Source organism: Rhizobium grahamii CCGE 502 (assembly GCF_000298315.2).
GTDB classification, from domain to species: domain Bacteria; phylum Pseudomonadota; class Alphaproteobacteria; order Rhizobiales; family Rhizobiaceae; genus Rhizobium; species Rhizobium grahamii.
Genome location: NZ_AEYE02000015.1, coordinates 282,385 through 301,271 on the forward strand (window position 1 = coordinate 282,385; position 18,887 = coordinate 301,271).

The 18,887-nt window shown below is 59.4% G+C and carries 16 protein-coding genes; 8 read left to right on the top strand and 8 right to left on the bottom strand.

Annotated elements, in window-relative coordinates; all coding sequences use genetic code 11:
* Positions 1 to 42 precede the first annotated feature (42 nt).
* The 4 genes from RGCCGE502_RS15615 (at position 43) to RGCCGE502_RS15630 (ending at position 4,081) form a co-directional block, all read left to right on the top strand.
* A complete protein-coding gene (locus RGCCGE502_RS15615) occupies positions 43 to 609 on the top strand; it encodes a methylated-DNA--[protein]-cysteine S-methyltransferase (RefSeq protein ID WP_016555137.1) in 567 nt (188 codons plus the stop codon).
* Positions 606 to 1,355, top strand: coding sequence for a 2OG-Fe(II) oxygenase (locus tag RGCCGE502_RS15620; protein WP_016555138.1), 750 nt, complete (start codon positions 606 to 608; stop codon positions 1,353 to 1,355). Before RGCCGE502_RS15615 ends, RGCCGE502_RS15620 begins: the two co-directional genes overlap by 4 nt.
* A gap of 233 nt (positions 1,356 to 1,588) precedes the next feature.
* Positions 1,589 to 2,674, top strand: a complete 1,086-nt coding sequence (locus RGCCGE502_RS15625; protein WP_016555139.1) for a patatin-like phospholipase family protein — start codon at positions 1,589 to 1,591, stop codon at positions 2,672 to 2,674.
* A gap of 15 nt (positions 2,675 to 2,689) precedes the next feature.
* On the top strand, positions 2,690 to 4,081 hold the full coding sequence (locus RGCCGE502_RS15630) for a GntP family permease (protein WP_016555140.1): 1,392 nt from the start codon (positions 2,690 to 2,692) through the stop codon (positions 4,079 to 4,081).
* Between the two features lie 49 nt (positions 4,082 to 4,130).
* Here RGCCGE502_RS15630 and RGCCGE502_RS15635 read toward each other — a convergent pair whose 3' ends face one another.
* Together RGCCGE502_RS15635 and RGCCGE502_RS34510 are read right to left on the bottom strand one after the other, a co-directional pair.
* Positions 4,131 to 4,427 carry a response regulator gene (locus tag RGCCGE502_RS15635; protein ID WP_071224919.1) on the bottom strand — a complete coding sequence of 99 codons (297 nt, stop codon included), beginning with the start codon at positions 4,425 to 4,427 and terminating at the stop codon, positions 4,131 to 4,133.
* A gap of 74 nt (positions 4,428 to 4,501) precedes the next feature.
* Positions 4,502 to 7,474 (bottom strand): PAS domain S-box protein, encoded by a 2,973-nt coding sequence (locus RGCCGE502_RS34510; RefSeq protein ID WP_141652337.1) that lies wholly within the window; start codon positions 7,472 to 7,474, stop codon positions 4,502 to 4,504.
* Positions 7,475 to 7,800: 326 nt separating this feature from the next.
* Here RGCCGE502_RS34510 and RGCCGE502_RS15645 point away from each other — a divergent pair, with 326 nt between their 5' ends.
* Positions 7,801 to 10,158 (top strand): Orn/Lys/Arg family decarboxylase, encoded by a 2,358-nt coding sequence (locus RGCCGE502_RS15645; protein WP_016555143.1) that lies wholly within the window; start codon positions 7,801 to 7,803, stop codon positions 10,156 to 10,158.
* 23 nt (positions 10,159 to 10,181) lie between these two features.
* Positions 10,182 to 10,742, top strand: a complete 561-nt coding sequence (locus RGCCGE502_RS15650; protein WP_016555144.1) for a GNAT family N-acetyltransferase — start codon at positions 10,182 to 10,184, stop codon at positions 10,740 to 10,742.
* A gap of 156 nt (positions 10,743 to 10,898) precedes the next feature.
* Here RGCCGE502_RS15650 and RGCCGE502_RS15655 read toward each other — a convergent pair whose 3' ends face one another.
* Complete coding sequence (locus RGCCGE502_RS15655; RefSeq protein ID WP_016555145.1) at positions 10,899 to 11,726, bottom strand: SDR family NAD(P)-dependent oxidoreductase; 828 nt, start codon at positions 11,724 to 11,726, stop codon at positions 10,899 to 10,901.
* 98 nt (positions 11,727 to 11,824) lie between these two features.
* Between RGCCGE502_RS15655 and RGCCGE502_RS15660 the strand changes: the two genes are divergently transcribed.
* Positions 11,825 to 12,781, top strand: a complete 957-nt coding sequence (locus RGCCGE502_RS15660; protein ID WP_016555146.1) for a LysR family transcriptional regulator — start codon at positions 11,825 to 11,827, stop codon at positions 12,779 to 12,781.
* Positions 12,782 to 13,001: 220 nt separating this feature from the next.
* Positions 13,002 to 13,796, top strand: coding sequence for a potassium channel family protein (locus tag RGCCGE502_RS15665; protein ID WP_016555147.1), 795 nt, complete (start codon positions 13,002 to 13,004; stop codon positions 13,794 to 13,796).
* Between the two features lie 147 nt (positions 13,797 to 13,943).
* On the opposite strand, the gene RGCCGE502_RS15670 is transcribed toward RGCCGE502_RS15665, so the two are convergent.
* The 5 genes from RGCCGE502_RS15670 to RGCCGE502_RS15690 are packed head-to-tail and all read right to left on the bottom strand — an operon-like array spanning position 13,944 to position 18,861.
* The gene (locus RGCCGE502_RS15670) at positions 13,944 to 14,687 is read right to left on the bottom strand and encodes a ribonuclease activity regulator RraA (RefSeq protein ID WP_016555148.1); all 744 of its coding nucleotides are present in this window, start codon (positions 14,685 to 14,687) and stop codon (positions 13,944 to 13,946) included.
* 21 nt (positions 14,688 to 14,708) lie between these two features.
* A complete protein-coding gene (locus RGCCGE502_RS15675) occupies positions 14,709 to 15,872 on the bottom strand; it encodes a mandelate racemase/muconate lactonizing enzyme family protein (protein ID WP_016555149.1) in 1,164 nt (387 codons plus the stop codon).
* 33 nt (positions 15,873 to 15,905) lie between these two features.
* Positions 15,906 to 17,003 carry an ABC transporter ATP-binding protein gene (locus tag RGCCGE502_RS15680; protein ID WP_016555150.1) on the bottom strand — a complete coding sequence of 366 codons (1,098 nt, stop codon included), beginning with the start codon at positions 17,001 to 17,003 and terminating at the stop codon, positions 15,906 to 15,908.
* A gap of 11 nt (positions 17,004 to 17,014) precedes the next feature.
* Positions 17,015 to 17,905, bottom strand: coding sequence for a carbohydrate ABC transporter permease (locus RGCCGE502_RS15685; RefSeq protein ID WP_016555151.1), 891 nt, complete (start codon positions 17,903 to 17,905; stop codon positions 17,015 to 17,017).
* Complete coding sequence (locus RGCCGE502_RS15690) at positions 17,902 to 18,861, bottom strand: carbohydrate ABC transporter permease (protein ID WP_016555152.1); 960 nt, start codon at positions 18,859 to 18,861, stop codon at positions 17,902 to 17,904. Before RGCCGE502_RS15690 ends, RGCCGE502_RS15685 begins: the two co-directional genes overlap by 4 nt.
* Between the last annotated feature and the right edge of the window lie 26 nt (positions 18,862 to 18,887).

Here is an 18,887-nt window from a genome sequence, read left to right on the forward strand (position 1 = left end):
GCGGTAGGTTCGATCATCCGATCAAAGCAAGGAGTAACGGCAGTGAACCTCATCGTCGAAACGCACACGCCGCGGACAAAGCTGCAGCTGAAGCCCGCCTCGCCCCCCACCGATGTCCTATCCTATGCAGTCGCCGCTTGCGACTTCGGCAAGGTGTTGGTCGCACGCAGCGCCAGCCGTGTTTGCGCGACCTTGCTCGGCGACAAAGCGGAGGAGCTGACGGTCGATCTCGCCATCCGTTTCCCACAATCGACACTCGTTGCAAGTGAGGATGCCGTGAAGGACGATGTCGCAAAAGTCCTGCAATATATAGAAAAGCCTTCCGGCGGGCTCCATCTGAAGCTCGACTTGAGAGGCACCCCGTTCCAGCGCCGCGTCTGGGAAACGCTGAAGACCATCCCGGTCGGCAGGAAGGTCAGCTACCGGGAACTGGCGAGTTGGCTCAGCCCGCTCGCCAACGCCCGTGCCGTCGGCAGCGCATGCGCCGCCAATCCGCTCGCGCTGGCCGTTCCCTGTCATCGCGTCGTGCGCGGCACTGGCGCGCTTGCCGGCTATCGCTGGGGCATCGAGCGCAAGCGTGCCCTCCTCGAGAAGGAAGCCAAGGCATGAACAACAACGCGATCGACATGGTACCGGCCTCAACGGATGCATCCGCGGAAGCACGAATTGTCGCCTACGACTGGAAAGCGCTTGCCGGCGAACTCGACGGCTTCGGTTGCGCCGTTCTTCCCGGGCTTCTCACGCCCGAGGAATGCAGCACTGTTGCGTCTTTCTATCCCGACGAAAGCCACTTCCGCAGCCATGTCATCATGGCGCGGCACGGCTTCGGGAAGGGTGAGTATCGCTATTTCAAATATCCGCTGCCCGATCTCATCGGCGGCATCCGCACGGCGCTGTATCCCCACCTTGCCGTTGTCGCCAACGCATGGAACGAGCGGATGGGACTGGAGCAGCGCTTCCCCAGCGAGCACCCCGCATTCCTGCAGCAATGCCACGACGCCGGGCAGACGCGCCCGACACCGCTTTTGCTGCAGTACGTCCCAGGCGACTTCAACTGCCTTCACCAGGATCTTTACGGTGACCTCGCGTTCCCGATTCAGGTGGCGATCCTGCTCTCAGAGCCGGGCCGTGACTTCACCGGCGGCGAATTTGCACTGACCGAACAGCGGCCGCGCATGCAGAGCCGCGTCGAGGTCGTACCGCTTCGCCAGGGCGACGCTGTCGCCTTCGCTGTCCACAATCGACCGGTCCAGGGCACCAAGCGGAATTACCGCGTAAACCTGCGCCATGGTGTCAGCCGTGTGCGCTCTGGCATGCGTCACACCGTTGGGATCATCTTCCACGACGCGCGTTGATTTCACAATTCTGGCGACGCGCTGCCGCAGCGCCGGAATTGAACTTTGATTGGCTCTGCCAGCGCCAGAGGCCATCCCGTCGGCGGGCCATCAACGACAACGATCGCGTTGCCAACGCAAAACGCTGACGTTGACCTTTGCATCTGACTTTCCGCGGCAGAACCCTTTGAATTGCCTATTGCTGCGCTGCAATAATCGCCATAGGGTAGAGGTGCTGAAATGGGAAGGTCCCTATGCCGCCAAGACCACGCAGCAACTCTCGCCCCGCGCGATCCGGCAAAGAGCCAATCGCTATCGATCTCGCCCTGCAGGGTGGTGGAGCGCACGGCGCGTTCACCTGGGGGGTCATCGAGCGGATTATCGACGAGCCCGGACTAATCATTTCAAGCATCACCGGCACATCCGCAGGGGCGATGAATGCTGTCGTCCTTGCCCATGGCTTTGCAGTGGACGGAGAGACGGGTGCAAAACTGGCGCTGGAGGCGTTCTGGAGCCGCGTCGGCGAGGTTGCGCGCTTCAGCCCATTTCAACGCACCGCACTTGACGTCCTGACCGGCAACTGGTCACTCGACAATTCCCCGGCCTATCTTTTCTTCGACCTCATGAGTCGGCTGTTTTCGCCCTATGAGATTAATCCGGGCAATATCAATCCGCTTCGGGATATCCTCGAAGAAAGCGTTGATTTCGAGCTTCTGAAACACTCTCCCATCAAACTGTTCATCAACGCCACCAACGTGCGGACGGGTCTGCCACGGGTCTTTCGCAACGCTGAACTGAATGCCGATGTCGTGCTGGCCTCCGCGTGCTTGCCGATGTTGCATCAGGCGATCGAAATAGACGGCGATCCTTATTGGGATGGCGGCTTTTCAGGCAATCCGCTTCTCACGCCGGTGGTTCGCGAAAGTGCCGCGCGGGATATCCTGCTTGTTCAGGTCAATCCGGTCGAGCGCGCAGGCGTTCCCAAAACCGCGCGTGAAATTCTGAACCGCGTCAACGAAATCTCGTTCAACTCCAGCCTGAAGAAGGAACTGCGAGCGATGGCCATACTTCAGCGGATGCTTTCGGAGAGCGGCGTTGCACCGGATGAGATTGCCTGGGCAAAGGAATGGTCGAGTGTCCGCCTCCACCGTATAGCCACGCCGCCGAGCATGGCGGAATTGAACGCGTCATCCAAGATGAATGGCGAATGGGAGTTTCTATCCATGCTCCGGCAAGAAGGGCAAGCAACCGCGCACGAATTTCTAGCGCTGCATGGGGCAGATATTGGGACGCGGGCGACCTTCGATATTGAAAGTCTGCTCGATACGGTTCTGCAATAGGCGCTAGGAACCGTCATGGATATCGTTGGCGTCCTGGTTGCCCTTGGTGTCTTGGTCGCGCTCGCGTATCGCGGTTGGAGTATCCTTCTCCTGGCGCCGTTTTGCGCGATGCTGGCTGCACTGCTCGCTGGCGAGCCCTTGCTTGCCAATTGGACACAGACCTTCATGCGCAATGCCGCCGACTTCGTGGCCCAGTTTTTTCCGATCTTTCTGCTGGGTGCACTTTTCGGCAAGCTGATGGAAGCCAGCGGCTCCGTTGAGGCGATCGCCGCGACGATGACCGAAAGGCTCGGCGCGGAGCGAGCGATACTCGCCGTGGTGCTTGCCGGAGCCTTCGTCACCTATGGTGGCGTCAGCCTGTTTGTGGCCTTTTTCGTCCTTGCGCCCATGGGGCATGCTCTTTTCAGGGCCGCCGACGTTCCGCACCGATTGATGCCGGCGGCAATTGCTCTTGGCACATCGACGTTCACGATGTCAGCCATGCCGGGCACGCCGGCAATCCAGAACGCGATCCCGATGCCATTCTTCGGCACCAACCCATTCGCCGCCCCGAGACGGAAGGCCAAGCGGGCAGGCGAAACTTATCTTTATGCCGGCGGCAGCGCCGCAGACGCCGTTGCTGGCGATGATACCTTGCGCGAACGCGGGGCGGTCGCGCATGATTTTGATCCTGGCGAAATCGAGCGCGGCGGTCATACTCTGGCTCGACCTCGGTCTATGATCGCGGCTTTGCCGCTGCTGGTCGTCGTCATGACCAATCTGGTGATGTCGTTCGCGATATTGCCGCATGTCGACGCGAGCTTCCTTGCCGAACCAGGCTGGGGCGCTACCTCGCTTTCGACCGTCGCTGGGGTCTGGTCTGTGATCGTGGCGCTCTCGGCAGGCATCGTGACCCTGCTTCTCTTCAACTCTCGCAAACTGGCGGGCCTTCGTTCGCTTATGGATGCCGGCGCCACTGCCGCGGTTTTGCCGATGCTGAGCGTGGCCAGCCTGGTTGGATTTGGGGCAGTCGTTGCCGCACTTCCCGCGTTCGAGCAGGTGAAAAACTGGGTCCTCGGTATCGAAGGCGGCCCGCTGGTCTCGCTGGCTGTTGCCACGAACATCCTGGCAGCACTGACCGGTTCGGCATCAGGCGGCTTGACGATCGCGCTCGATGCGCTGGGGCCGACCTACATGCAGATCGCACATCAGACCGGTCTCAATCCCGAACTCATGCACCGTGTTGCGGTTATCGGCGCAGGAACATTGGACAGTCTCCCGCATAATGGTGCGGTGGTAACGCTCCTGGCGGTCTGCGGCGTTTCGCATAAGGACGGTTATGTCGATCTCGCCATGGCGGCTATCGCAAGTGCGCTTGTCGCCCTTGTCGCCGTGATCACGATCGGAAATCTCTTCGGATCATTCTGACGGCCCGAAAGCAGCAGCGCTAAGCAAATTCGATCGACAATTGGGGGCGCTAAGCAATTCGGTCTAACATCCGCACGATATCTACGGGGTCGTAGGGTTTTGCAAGACGCAAGCAACCTCGGAACTTCTCGGGCATGCTCTCGGCCCCATATCCGCTGAGAAACAGGAAAGGGATGCCCCGTTTTGCCAGTTCCTCGGCAACAGGATACGACCTTTCACCATCCAAATTGATGTCGAGGATCGCGGCGTCGCACGGTTCATCGATGGCTGCACGAAAAGCAGTCTCGAGATCTCGGAACGGGCCAACGGCCACGTAGCCGGCCTCCACCACATCCTGCTCGAGCATCAGGGCGAGGATCGCCTCGTCTTCGACTAGGAGAATTCGCCGTGGTGTATCGCTAGACTTCGGCACAATGCACCTTAACCCACTGCTCGCCGGCGGCTTTGGCGACGATCGCGAACCGGCAGCGACAATGAACACCGAACTCCTTGCTTATCGTAGTCGATGTCCACTTTTCCGTTCAGATCAGCGGCAAGAATCTTTTCTAACAGTAGTCGGCCAAATCCGGACCGCGTCGGTGGATCGACCAAAGGTCCACCATGCTCAGTCCACTGGATCCGCAACCCGTCGTCGTGCAGTTCCCAGTCGACCGAAACATAACCATTCGCGTCACTGAACGAGCCATACTTCGCCGCATTGGTGGCTAGCTCGTGGAATGCGAGGCCAAGTGCCAGAGCGGGCTTTGGCGGTAGGGAAACGAGTGGACCAGCCATACGTATGTTTTGGCCGTCCTCACGCCGAAAGGGTGATAGCTCGTCATCCAGAATGGTCCGCAACGACACGCCGGACCACTCTGTCTCAGCAAGTCTTCCATGTGTCTGCGCAAGTGCCCTGATCCGGGCCTCGAAGGAACGGCAGTCCTCCCTTGCACTGGAGGAGAAAGACTGCCGCGCAATAGCAGTGACTGTAGCGAGCGTATTCTTTACACGATGGCTAAGCTCGGCAACGAGTATCTCTCGCTGCTCTTCGGCCTGCTTTCGCGCAGTAATGTCCATGCAAATGCCACTAAGTTTCTTCAGCGCGCCGTTGCTTTCCTCGAAGCAACGACCAAAGGCTTCAAGCCAACGTTGCTCCCCATCCGGAAGCAGCGCTCTGTAAATGGCGTGATAGGGCTCTCGTTTCGCCGCCGCGGTTTGGATAGCGGACTCGACCTCGGCGATATCGTCCGGATGGATGTCTCGCTTGAAATCAGAGAACGACCCGTCGAAAGAACCAGGCTGACGTCCATGGATCAACTCCAATCCAGGCGACCAGATGATCTTGCCAGAAGTGAGGTCCCATTCCCAAGCGCCCATACCTCCAGCCTCAAGGGCCAACTGCAGTCGCTGCTCACTCTCCCGCAGTCCTGCTTCCGCACGTAGGCGGCTTTGCTCGGAACGAACCCTCTGTATGGCGAAGCCGAGTTGCCGAGCGATCGCTACGGCGACAGTTTCCTCCTCCGTGCTGAACGTATGCGGTTGATCGTAGTAGGCCATGAATTTCCCAGTCACCCTCCCCTCACCGAACAAGGGGATGAATGCGAGCGCCCCAATCTTCTCCGCCTCAATAGTCGCTCGCAACTCCGCTGTTAGATCGGCCTCGTCGAGGGTCGACACATACATCGGCGTCGCATCGGTTGTTTCTGCCGTCCACGGGGAATGGCCGTCGACAGCGTGCCTGTATGTCTGTGACAAGCCCCGCCACGCGACGAAGCGCATCACCTTTTGGTCATCGAAAAGCAAGATCGACGCTCGAGCGCATCCCAATGCGCTAGTGATTGCATCGAGCGCAGCATCAAAGGCAAGCTGCAGCTCTGACCCGTGATACAGGCGGTCCGTCATGCGATGGAGCACCGCCTGCTCCGCCGTTCGCTGCGCCAAAGCTTCCTCGGCCCGTTTCCGATCGGAGATGTCGCGGGCAATCTTCGACGCGCCGATGATCCGACCTTCCGCGTCCTTGAGAGGAGAGATGGTGAGCGAGATGTCGATAGGTGTTCCGTCTTTGTGTATGCGGACCGTTTCATAGTGCTCGATCCGCTGGCCGCTTCGGATGCGGTCGATGATATCCGCCTCTTCAGCAAGCAGCTCGTCGGGGAACAACGTTGTAACCGGTCTTCCGACAATCTCCGCCGCCGTGTAACCAAACAGTCGTTCGGCTCCTTGATTCCAACTCGTAATGACGCCGTCGAGACCCTTACTTATGATTGCATCTTGCGAAGACTCCACGATAGAAGCCAGCCGCCGAGCCGCGAGTTCCGCCTGTTGGCGATGCTCAAGTTCATTTTGAACGGTGCGCAGAAGGCGGGCGTTATCAATTGCCATAGCAGCATGTGCAGCGATCCCAGCCACTATCTCCTCAGTTTCCTTGGTAAAGACACCCGGCCGACTATGGCCGAAAAAAAGACCGCCAAGGACTTCGCTACTGCGTGATACCACCGGAACCGCCAAATAACTGACGACTGGCAGGTGTCCCTTGGGCATGCCGTGATGCGGCTCGTTGTGCCCGTAACGCGCATCCTTCCTGATGTCGTCAGAGCGAACGATACCCTCCCCGCGGAAGGTAGGCTCAAAGACGCTCGTATTCCGCGGCACTCCGAACCTCTCGAACGCTTCGCGCGGCGCCCCTGAGAGCGTGTAAAGCGTCAATCGTTCGCCTTTTGCGTCATTGAGATTGTAGAAGAAGGCGCCGAATTCGGCACCCGAGAGGCTCGTTGCGTTGTCAGTCACTGCCTGGACAACTCGTTCCAGTTCGAGGTCGCTCGACACGATGTGCGCTACGTTGTTGAGCGTTTGAAAGCGTCGCTGTACCGCCTTTTGCCGAGAAATATCGAGAATGCTGACAAGTGAATGCTCGCAGTTTTTGCCCTCCCAGGCGATCGTCAGGAGGATCTCGAGATGCTGCCCTTTGAGCGTACGGACCTGAGCCTCGCTCTCAAAGCGCTTGCGGCCCTCCCAGAGGGCGACGATCTCGTCGAGGAAAACTTCCGACGTTTCCGGGAGGAAAGTTGCGCCCAGATCACCGGTAAGCTCGACTTTGTCGTGAGCCTCGAATAGCTCCATGGCGTAGACGTTGACGTCTCGCACGTGAACCAGCTTGACCGCATCCGCAGTCGCTTCGGGATGCATTTGAAAGTAGCCACGTATGTCATCAACCCCGTCCGCGCGAAGCTCTTCCAATCGTGCTACCAAGCGAGAGAAGTCCTGATCCCACAATGCGACATGGGCACCATCGAAAATCCGACGGTAGTGCGCCTCGCTTTCATCAAAACCCTTCCAAGCGGCGCGCTGTTCCTGGACATCGAGAACCGAGCAAGCCTCCGTAACCATGAAGTCCCCCATCGAAACGATATACAACGCAACTTGCTCCAAATAGTTCCGCAGTCCGTGAGCGAAGGGGGGTCACTCAAGGACTTCATAAATCAGGCGAGAAGTCGGATCGCAATTCCGCGCTGGGCAGCACGGATCAAGCCAAACGACATGTAAGCCAGGACCTCGTAAGCTTCTGGACCATGAGGACCATTTCCTAGCCGACATAGGTGTCGGCCGAAGCTGGTTCGACTGGCACTGCGAAATCGCAACGGTTGCCCCTCCGGCAAAAAATCACCTACAAGCAGGACGCTGTCACAACATCGTCATGAAACAGACGAACAACTCGCTTCGTGTAGGTGGCGGAGGCTCAGATGGATTACTTCAGGCGCTTCACTTTTTTGTTCGCGACACCAGCTTTCGACAGCGAGGATCTGGAAGGGGCACGCTACAACCAGATCGTCGAGGAGATTGAACGCTCGGGTTTTGAGGTGGTGCGCGCGCGCAATCTCGAAGACGCCGAAGTGGCCGTTCAGACCGATGCGGCCATCGGCTGCATGATGGTCGATTGGGGCAAGAAGGGGATGGAGGGAAAGACCGCCTCCCTCATCAATCTGATGCGACGCCGCGGCCTCGAATTCCCCATCGTCCTCTTGATCCGTCGCAAGCGCTTCGAGGATGTGCCGGTGGAAGTGCTCGATTTTATCGACGGCTATGTCTTCTTATCCGAGGAAACCCCCGCCTTTATCGCAAAGAACCTCATCAGCAGACTTAAGCAATATGCCGAGACGATGAAGACACCGTTCTTCGGGGCTCTGGTGGACTACGCCGAGGAAGGTAACCAACTGTGGACCTGTCCCGGTCACAATGGCGGTGTCTTTTACAGCCGCAGCCCAGTCGGCCGAGTTTTTATGGAGCATCTGGGCGAAGCAGTATTCCGCGACGACCTCGACAATTCGGTTCTCGACCTCGGCGATCTCTTGACCCATGAGGGCCCAGCACTTGCGGCGCAGAAGGAAGCGGCCAAGATCTTCGGTGCGGAGAAGACCTATTTTGTCCTCAACGGCACCTCGACCTCCAACAAGGTCGCACTCTCCGCCCTCGTCACAGATGGCGATCTGGTGCTATTCGACCGCAACAATCACAAGGCCGCGCATCACGGCGCGCTGATGATCTCCGGCGGCATACCGATCTACGTGCCAACAGCGCGAAACGCCCACGGTTTGATTGGACCTATGAATTTTGCCGCCTTGAGCGAGAAGGCACTGCGGGAGCGCATCCGCACCCATCCACTCGTCAAGGATCCCGAGGCCTGGCAGAAACCGCGCCCGTTTCGAGTGGCTGTTGTGGAGCAGTGCACCTATGACGGCACGATCCACAACGCTGAGATGATCCTGAAGGCCATCGGGCATCTGTGCGACTACATCCTGTTCGACGAGGCCTGGGCGGGCTTCATGAAGTTCCATCCGCTTTATGCCGGTCGGTTTGCCATGGGTCTTGCCGAACTGGGGCCCGAAGCGCCGGGTATCATCGCCACGCAATCCACCCACAAGCAGCTCGCGAGCTTTTCGCAGGCTTCGCAGATCCACATCAAGGATCGGCACATCACGGGCCAAAAGCGCCGGGTAGAACACCGGCGCTTCAATGAGAGTTTCATGCAGCACGCTTCGACCTCGCCCTTCTACCCGCTCTTCGCCTCCCTGGATGTCGGCGCTCAGATGATGAAGGGTCGGTCGGGCGAAGTGCTTTGGGACGACACGATCCGCCTCGGCATTGAACTGCGTAAGAAGATACGGGCTGTGCGCCGGGAGTTCGAGGAGAAGGAGCTTCGACCGGAACGCCGGTGGTTCTTCGAACCCTTCGTGCCAGATCGGGTGGCGATCCCCGACGTTTCAAGCCCCGGCGCCGTCCACGACGTGCCGTGGGAGAGCATCGCCACCGATCAACTCGCCACCAATCCGGCTTTCTGGCATCTCACCCCTGGCAGCGCATGGCACGGATTTTCCGACATGGCGGCAGGCTTTGCGATGACCGACCCCAACAAACTGACGCTGCTCACCCCCGGATTCGACCGAGTGACCGGCGAATATGCCGAGCATGGCATTCCGGCACCGATCGTCGCGCAATATCTCCGCGAGAACCGGATCGTCGCCGAGAAGAACGACCTGAACTCCCTGCTGTTTCTGCTCACACCCGGCGTCGAGGCAAGCAAGGCGGGCACGCTGATCAGCGGTCTGGTCGCCTTCAAGAAGCTGCATGACGACAACGCGGCACTCGAAGACGTCATCCCAGAATTCTATCGCCGCCGGCCCGGCCGCTACGCTGGAGTACGGTTGCGCGACCTGTGCGGTGATATGCATCGGTTTTTCCGTGACGCCAATGTCAGCGCGCTCCAGGCCAAGCAGTTTTCTGCCATGCACCTGCCCGATATCGCGCTCTCACCTCACGACGCTGCGCGCTGCCTAGTTCGTAACGATGTAGACTACCTGCCGATCGACGCGATCGCTGGGCGCATCGCGACGACGCCATTCGTCGTCTATCCGCCAGGTATCGCAACCGTGGTGCCGGGCGAGCGGCTGACAGAGCGGGCACAACCGATGATCGACTATCTCAAAATGTTCGAGGTCTGCTTCAACACCTTCCCCGGCTTTGACGTCGAGATCCAGGGCGTCTACCGTGAAACGGACGCGTCGGGCCTCGTACGACTACACACCTACGTCGTCGCGGAATAGCGACGGGAATTTTCGGATCCCTCATGCCGCAGGATGCAGCAATCGCAATTCGCCCGTCACGGGACGGCGACGTGGACGCCATGCTGGCAATCTATCGTCGCCACATCCGGCGTGGCATCGAGGAAGGTGTCGACGAAGGCGACACACCTCAGCCGGACGATTTGCGCGAGCGGCGCAAGAACTTGAAGAGCCGCCGCTTTCCGCATCTTGTCGCGATCAAAGACGGCACGGTTGTGGGGTATGCCTACGTCGTCCTGTTTCGCAAGCGACCTGCCTACCGTTACACCGTCAAACATTCGATCTATGTTCACCACGAGCATCTCGGCCAAGGCATCGGTCGTCTACTGATGCGCGGCCTGATCGACGCTTGCGCCGCCGCCGGCTTCCGCCAGATGATTGGCTACATAGACGCCGACAACAATGCTTCACTCGCCCTGCACGAACGGTTCAATTTCGTTCGTGTCGGTCTGCTGCCGGGGGTCGCATATCGTTATGGCCGCTGGGCAGACAGTGTTATGGTACAGCGCTCGCTCGGTCCGGGCACAACCGCGCCGCCACCTCCCCCGCCGCTCTCCACCCGTTAAGGCGCAATGCCAAAGCCGCTGACGGACCGCGACGCGAGCGACGTCGCGGCCTTCCTCGCCCACCACTTGAGCACTTGTGCGGCCAACTTGCAGTCGGACGCCGCTGAGGCGGGGAGCAACCTGATGAAATCCGACGCTCGCAAACAATCCGCCTCTTTATGCCTCTACGAAATCAGTGCCCCGTGTGATCGCCTCCCATGCGTCGATCTCCTCGGCGACCTGATCGATTTTGCTTCGTGCGCGACGCAGAGCATCGCTTCCCAGCAGGAGATGAAGAGGAGGGTTGTCAGAGTTCACAAGTTCCAGGATCGCCTCCGCGGCCAAGACCGGATCGCCGGCCTGCCGGCCATCGGCAGCGTCAAAGGCCGCCGAACTTTTCCCGATTGTTTCAGCGTAGGCTTCACCGGCGGCGTCGCTCTTGCGGATTGAGTGGGCCGACAGGAAATCCGTTCGGAAGGCACCCGGAGCGACCGCGGTGACTTTAATGCCAAAAGGCTTGACCTCCGAGGCAAGACCTGCGGACATGCCCTCAAGGGCTGCCTTGGCGGCGGAGTACATCGCGGTTCCGACACCGGGCGCGCGGCCTGCGACGGACGTTACATTGATGATGTGACCACGTCCTTGCGCTCTCAAATACGGCAGGGAGGCCTTGATGATGCGAAACGGGGCGAAGACGTCGACGGCAAAAAGTCTCGCGACGTCCTCGTTGGCGGCCATCTCGAGCGCACCGAGCAGGCCGTAACCGGCGTTATTGACGACGATATCAATCTGATCCGCGATCTCAAACGCCTGGCGGGTGACAGTCTCCGCGGTCTCACCATCGCTCAGGTCGGCTGAAAGAACGTGCAAACGACCCGAACCGTCTTCTACCGGCCGATCGGTCCCCCGGACCGTGCCAATGACAGTATCGCCCCTTGCCAGCGCGGCGTCGGCCATCGCTTTTCCAAGCCCGCGTGAAATGCCGGTAATGAACCAAGTGGTCATGAAATACTCCTTCGCTTTCGGTAAGAAGGAGCTTGCCACACCGTCCGACGCTGTATAATCCGCAAAAAAGTAAATGTCCTTGTTAGGTGGACTTAACAATGCAAGACATGTTGGCGGACAGGCTCCCGGCGGGGAACGACTACAACCAGATGCGCGCCTTCATCGCCGTTGCCGAATACTTGAGCTTCAGCCGTGCCGCAGAGGTGCTCGGCGTATCACCGTCGGCACTCAGCCAGATGATCCGCAGCTTCGAGGAGCGGGTCGGAATGCGCCTCCTTCACCGAACGACGCGCAACGTGTCATTGACAGAGTTTGGCGAGAACCTCTTCCGACGGGTGCGACCGGCGGCGTTCGAACTGGGGGACGCCCTCGCACAGACAAGGATTGCTGGCGAGCGGCCGGCGGGCACTGTCCGCGTGCACGCGTTCCGCTCGGCCGCACAGAAGCATATCCAACCAATCCTCAAGAGCTTTGCCGAACGCTATCCCGACGTCGTGCTGGACATCACGATCGATGATGAGACGGTTGACATTGTGGCTGGCGGCTATGATGTCGCGGTGAGGATCGGCGAGGTCATCGAACGAGATATGGTCGCCGTCCGTCTGGGGCCCGAATTGCGGCAACTGGCTGTCGCGACACCCGACTATTTCAGCCAGCACGGTCGCCCCGAGCATCCACGTGATCTTGTCCACCACCGATGCGTACGGTGGCGCTGGCCTGGACATCAGTCACCCTATGCCTGGGAATTCTTCGAAAACGACGCGTGGTTCGGCGTCGCCGTCAACGGTCCGCTCATCTTGAACGACAAGGAGACGGCGTTGAATGCTGCTCTTCAAGGGGTCGGAATAGGATTTGCGGTCGAGGACACGGTAGCGGATTATATTGCGCAAGGGCGGCTAGTCAGCTGCCTCGAAGCTTGGTCCGCACCGTTCCCGGGTTGGTTTGTTTGCTACCCGCAGCAGCGGCAGATGGCGCCTGCCTTGCGAGCGTTCATTGATGCCGTCAGATCAGGTCCCGATGCTGGCCTATCAGGAGAAGCAGAGTTTGTCGTTTGAGCAAACGACGACCGCCGTCGAGTGAAGGTAACGCAGACGCATATTTGGAAGTCGATTGCTTCCGAATGTTCGCCCCTAGCGGGACGATTGATCTCGCAGTCAGTCCTCTCTGTGCTCTAACGGCCGGATGACCGCTTCGAACCGAAAGCAGACGCCCGGATCGTCCGCAATCTCAAATACCGAGGCTTGATGGCAGCGGCTAGGAGCCTAGGTTTCGACTATGGGCATCTTTGACGTCGGGGACGGCACGCACCGAAAGGATTTGAGGCAGGGTCTGCGCCGGATCGAACGAGCCGACGGCCGGCAAGCATTTTTGCTACAGGCCGCGTTTGCTCTTGTCGATATCGCTATCCTCGCCTTCTTCATCTTGGGGCCATACCTCCGCTCAGGCCCCTCTTATCTCATTATCGATTACTCTATTGCCGTTTGGATCGCCGTGGAAATGATCGCCCGCGCGATTACGGCGCCGTCCATTCGCCAATGGATCCTTCGCCCAATGACGTGGATTGACGTGATCGTCCTGGCAACCCTCGCCTTCCCGGATTTACTGTTTAACTTCGCGTTCCTCAGAGTCCTTCGACTTTGGGCGATCGGTCGAAGTCCGCTGATCAAAGAAGCTCTCAGCAGGGCTGGTTACGTCCATCTTCTCGATGTTGTGAGAGCGATCATCAATTTCCTGGTATTCCTCTTCCTTATCACCGGCTTCGTCTATACCTCGTTCTTCTACGACAAAGTTGGGGGAGAAGGGTTCGTCGATGCGCTTTATTTCACGGTCGCGACCGTCACGACGACGGGCTTCGGAGATATCACGCTGCCCGGCACTGTTGGAAAGCTCACATCCGTCGTAACGATGATCGTTGGCATCTCGCTGTTCGTCCGACTGGCCCAGGCGGTGGTCCGACCCCATAAGGTCACATATGCCTGCCACCGATGTGGATTGCTGCGACATGACGCGGACGCCGTTCATTGCAAGGCCTGCGGCGAAATCCTAAACATTCCTGACGAGGGCTCGTAAGGCTGCAGGCGATCCAGAACATCCGATGGCGACTGGATCGCGGCCGCGGGATCAAAAAGCGGATGCGCCGCGGCGAAATTCGACTTTTCCTGTAGATCGGTTATACCCCGGAAGGTGTTGGGCCCTACCGCAATCAATAGGCTAGCTTCAGTTCTCGAAGCGGTTCGTTTTGCGCCACTCCTCGTACTCTCCGCGGGCATCGTCATGCAGTGGATAGTAGCGCTGCAACGACCCACCCTCCATAAGCTTCATTCGCGAGAACTCCTCCCAATCGTGATGCTTTTGCGATTCTTCGATCACCTTGGCGGCCATTGCGACTGGAAGCACGACCACCCCGTCGTCGTCTGCGACGATGATGTCTCCGGGGATTACCGTGACACCACCACAGGCAATCGGGACGTTGACGGCATTGGGATAGATGCTGGTCTGCACATGATAGTTGGGCGTCCAGCCGCGCAGCCATAGGGAGAGACCCAGCTTCTCGACATTGGGTCGATCGCGCATGCACCCATCGATCACGATGCCGGCGCCGCCTCTGCCTTTGAAATACGTCGACATCATGTCGCCGAAGACGCCCGAGCTCATGTCGCCGCGGGCGTCGACCACGACCACATCGCCCTCTTGCGCGTGATAGAGCACGTGGCGGTGCAACTGCGTCTCCGGATCGGCATATTCTCCCTCGCTGAAGAGGTCCGGTCGCTGCGGCAAGAATTGAAGCGTCAGGGCCGGCCCGACGATCGATTTCCCGCGGTTCTGCGACACGGGACCGAGCATGTGCGGATTGCGGAAGCCCATGTGGCCAAGTGTGCCGGCAACCGTCGCGGCGCCGATGTCCTTCAATGCGTCGATCAGCTCTTTGGGCGGTCGCGTAATGTCGGGTGTATGCGTCATTTTAGACTCCGGTGGATGAAACTACCAGTTTGTGACGGAACCGTCGCGGCGCTTCAGGTGAGGCGCTTCCCAGAAACGAAAGCTCTCCGCCTTGACCGCCTCTTCGTTGACCTCGACACCGAGCCCCGGCAGATCGCTGACCGGGTAGCTGGGGCCGTCGAGGCGTGGTTGCACGGGGAAGAAGTCGGAGTTATCGAAGCCCAGCTTTGCTTCGGGCGCCCTGGTCTCGAGCCAAGCGAAATTCGGCACCGCTGCAGCGAGATGGATGGTTGCGGCCGTGCAGACTGGCCCAAGGGGATTGTGGGGCATCAGGTCCACATAGTGCGCCTCGCTCCAACCAGCGACCTTCAGCGCTTCGGTGAGCCCGCCCACATTGCAAACATCGAGCCGGTTGAACTGATGGATGCCACGTTCGATGTAGGGCAGGAATTGCCACTTGCTGGCAAATTCCTCGCCGATGGCGAACGGGATGTCGGTCATCGTGCGCAGGGACTCGTAGGCCCCGGGTGTCTCGTCTCGTATCGGCTCCTCGAGAAAATCGAGCACGCCGCGGCCGAGCTTGTTACAGAAGCTCGCCGCCTCGGCCACCGACAGCCGATGATGATAGTCGATGCCGAGGACGACGTCGTTGCCCAACGCCTCGCGCGCCTTGTTCAGCATGGTTGCCGTGGGCCCGATCGACTCGCGCGGCTCAAAGATGTCTTTGCTGCTTTGCCCGATGGGGAAGAAGCGGATCGCCTGCCACCCTTGCGCGCGTAGTTCGCGGGCTCGCTCAATGGCAACATCGCCCTCGGCCTCGTCTCCGGTGGAGGCGAAGGTAGGTATGCGGTCACGCTGCTTGCCGCCCAGTAGTTCGTAGACCGGCACGCCCAGCGCCTTGCCCTTGATGTCGTGAAGGGCAATGTCGATCGCGGAAATCGCCGCCTGCAGAACGCGCCCGCCTTCGAAGTATTGGCTGCGGTAGACTTCCTGCCAGATCCGACCAATCTGCATCGGGTCGCGGCCGATGAGAAACTCCCGATAGTGCTCGATCGCGCCGGCCACGGCCCTCTCGCGACCGCTCAAGCCGCTCTCGCCCCAGCCGAAGATGCCGTTGTCGGTCTCGACCTTGACCAGCATCTGGTTGCGCGTTCCGACCCATACCGGATAGGGCTTGATCGCCGTGATTTTAAGCTTCGTGGTCATCCACGCCCTCGTTTCACACGCATCCGCTTGGTCTCAGTTGGCCTTGAGGGCCATTTCTGTTTCACCGTCGAACAGATGCATCCGCTCCTGATCGAATTCGAGCCAAATCTGTTCATCGGGCGCGACGGCGATGGTCGGCGGCACGCTGACATTGACGATGGCGCCGGACAGAAACGCTTGAACGAAGGTGACATCTCCGGTCGGCTCTACCGTGTAGGCCTTGGCAGGGACGCTTCCGGGCATCGCACTCTTGTGCAGCTTGATCGTCGAGTGACGTGCGCCGAGCACGACTTTCCTGGTTGTTGCCCTTTCGACCTTCCGGGCGTTATTTGGCGAGAGCTCGAGACGCCAGCCCTCCGCGCTGGTCAACACAGTGTTTCCGCTTGCCGTTGAAGCCTCTAGCGGAACAAGGCTCATTGCCGGGCTGCCGACGAAGCTGGCGACGAACATGTTGACCGGGTGGGCAAAGACCTGCGCTGGCGAATCGTATTGCTGGAGGTAGCCGCCGTTCATCACCGCCATCCTGTCGGCCATGGTTACCGCTTCGAGCTGGTCGTGCGTCACGTAGATGATCGTCGCCTCGAGGTCCTGGTGGAAACGCTTGATCTCCGATCGCATCTGCACGCGCAGCTTTGCGTCGAGGTTGGAGAGTGGTTCATCCATCAGGAATACCGCCGGATCGCGAACGAGAGCGCGGCCCAGGGCGACGCGCTGCTGTTGCCCGCCCGAAAGTTCGCGTGGCTTGCGCTCGAGCAGCTGCGTCATGTCGAGCACTCGCGCTGCTTCCTTGACCTTCTTGTCGATCTCGTCCCTTGGCAGCTTGCGCATCTGCAGCGGGAACGCGAGATTCTTGTAGACCGATTTCTGCGGATAGAGCGCGTAGTTCTGGAACACCATTGCGATATCCCGGTCCTTGGGATCCAGGTGGTTGACCACCCGGTCGCCGATGACGATGTCGCCAGATGTGATGGGGATGAGCCCCGCCACAAGATTGAGCGTGGTTGTCTTGCCGCAGCCTGACGGGCCGACAAGCGCAACGAATTCGCCGTCGTTGACCGTCAGCGAAACATTGTTGACAGCTTTGAAGCTGCCATAGGTCTTGACCAGATCTTTGAGGACCACGTGGGCCAACGGCAACTCCCCTAGTGCTTGACTGCGCCTTCCGTGAGGGCGCGTACGAAGTATCGTTGCAGGACGAGAAACAGGACCACGACGGGCACGCTCATCATGAAGCTGGCCGCCATCAGGCCCGGAAAGTCCGTCGTATTCTCCGAGAAGAAGCGCTGGATGCCGACCGGTAGTGTCAACTGCTCGTTTTTGGAGAGGAAGGTGTAGGCGTAGATGTACTCGTTCCATGCGCCGATGAAGGAATAGATCGCCGTGGCAATGATTCCTGGCGCCGAGAGCGGCATCACGATCAAGACAAAGGCCTGGAACCGCGTTGCGCCGTCGATGCGCGCCGCCTGCTCGAGTTGCACCGGGATGTTGTCATAGAAGCCCTTGAGGAGCCAGATTGCCAGCGGCAGGCCGAATGTGAGGTAGGTGAGGATGAGCGACCCATGCGTGTTTACCAGCCCGATCGCGCGCATCAGGATGAAGAGCGGCACGAGAAAGATCACTGCCGGGAACATGTTGCGAAGCAAGACGGCGAAGAACAGAAAGTTCCGCCCCGGAAAGGTAAAGCGTGAAAACGCGTAGGCCGCGGGAACTGCCACGATCACCGAAAGGATGGTCGTGGCGGTGGATACGAAAAGGCTGTTCCAGAAGAAGCGCAGGAAGTCCTGGCCGACGCTGTTTTGCGGATCGAGCAGCTTCTGGTAGCTGGCGAGCGTGGGTTGGTCCGGCCACCATTGCGGCGGGAATTGCATGGCCGCGAAGCCGGACTTGATCGAGGTGATCAGCATCCAGATCATCGGTAATGCAGTGTAAAGCAGCATGAACACCAGGAAGATACGTCCGCCCCACCGCCATCCATCGATGCGCATGCGGCGACGCCCCTGATCTCGATGAGGAGTCTCGGCCATTGTGCTCATTCGCTCGCATCCCTCTGCTCGTTGCCGCTCAGCGCACGGACGTAGAAGTAGCCGAGCGACATCAAGATCAGGAACAGCAGCACCGAGTAGGCCGATGCCACTCCCCAGCGCTGGCGGCCGAAGGCGAGCTCATAAATGTGGGTGATCCAGATATGCGAAGCGTTCGACGGCCCGCCGCCGGTCATGATCCAGGGTATGATGAACGAATTGAAGTTGGCCACGGCAAGCAGAAGGATCGTCACCGTCGAGACGTTTCTCAAGTGCGGAAAGGTGACGTGCCAGAACCGCTGCCATGCATTGGCCCCGTCGACCTTTGCGGCGCGCAGCAACTGGTCAGGAACCGTCTGCAGGCCAGCCATCATCATGATCATGGCAAACGGAAACTCTCGCCAGATATTGACGACGATCAGCGAGGGCAGCACGGTGCTGACGCTGTCGATGAAATTTGGCGGCCGGTCCGCCAATCCGAGGCCGACCAGCACCGCGCCGATGATCCCAAAGTCCGAATGGTAGATCCACTTCCAGATGTAGGACGCGGCGACCGCGCTGATGACCCAGGGAATGATCAGGACGGCGCGCAGGATGCCACGGCCGATAAAGTCACGATGGAGCGCCAAGGCGCAGGCAAACCCCAGGACAAATGAGATGAAAGTGGACCCGAGCGTCCAAATGAGAGTGTTCGAGGTGACCTTCCAGAACACCGGACTTGTGAGGATGGCGATGTAGTTGTCGATGCCGACAAAAATCTTGTCCCGGAGCTGCAGGCCGGGAGGCGTATTGAAGAACGACAGTTCGATCGTGTAGTAGATGGGATAGGCTATGACGATGAGCATCACGGCGATCGCAGGCAGCACGTACGCGTAGTCAGCGCGATGCTCCCAGATCTTTTGCAGCACGCCCGGCCTATCGGGTTGCAGTCTTCGGCGAGTCTCGGCCTTGCCAGTCAAGATCGTCACTGTGCGGTGCCCTTGTTCGTCGGAAC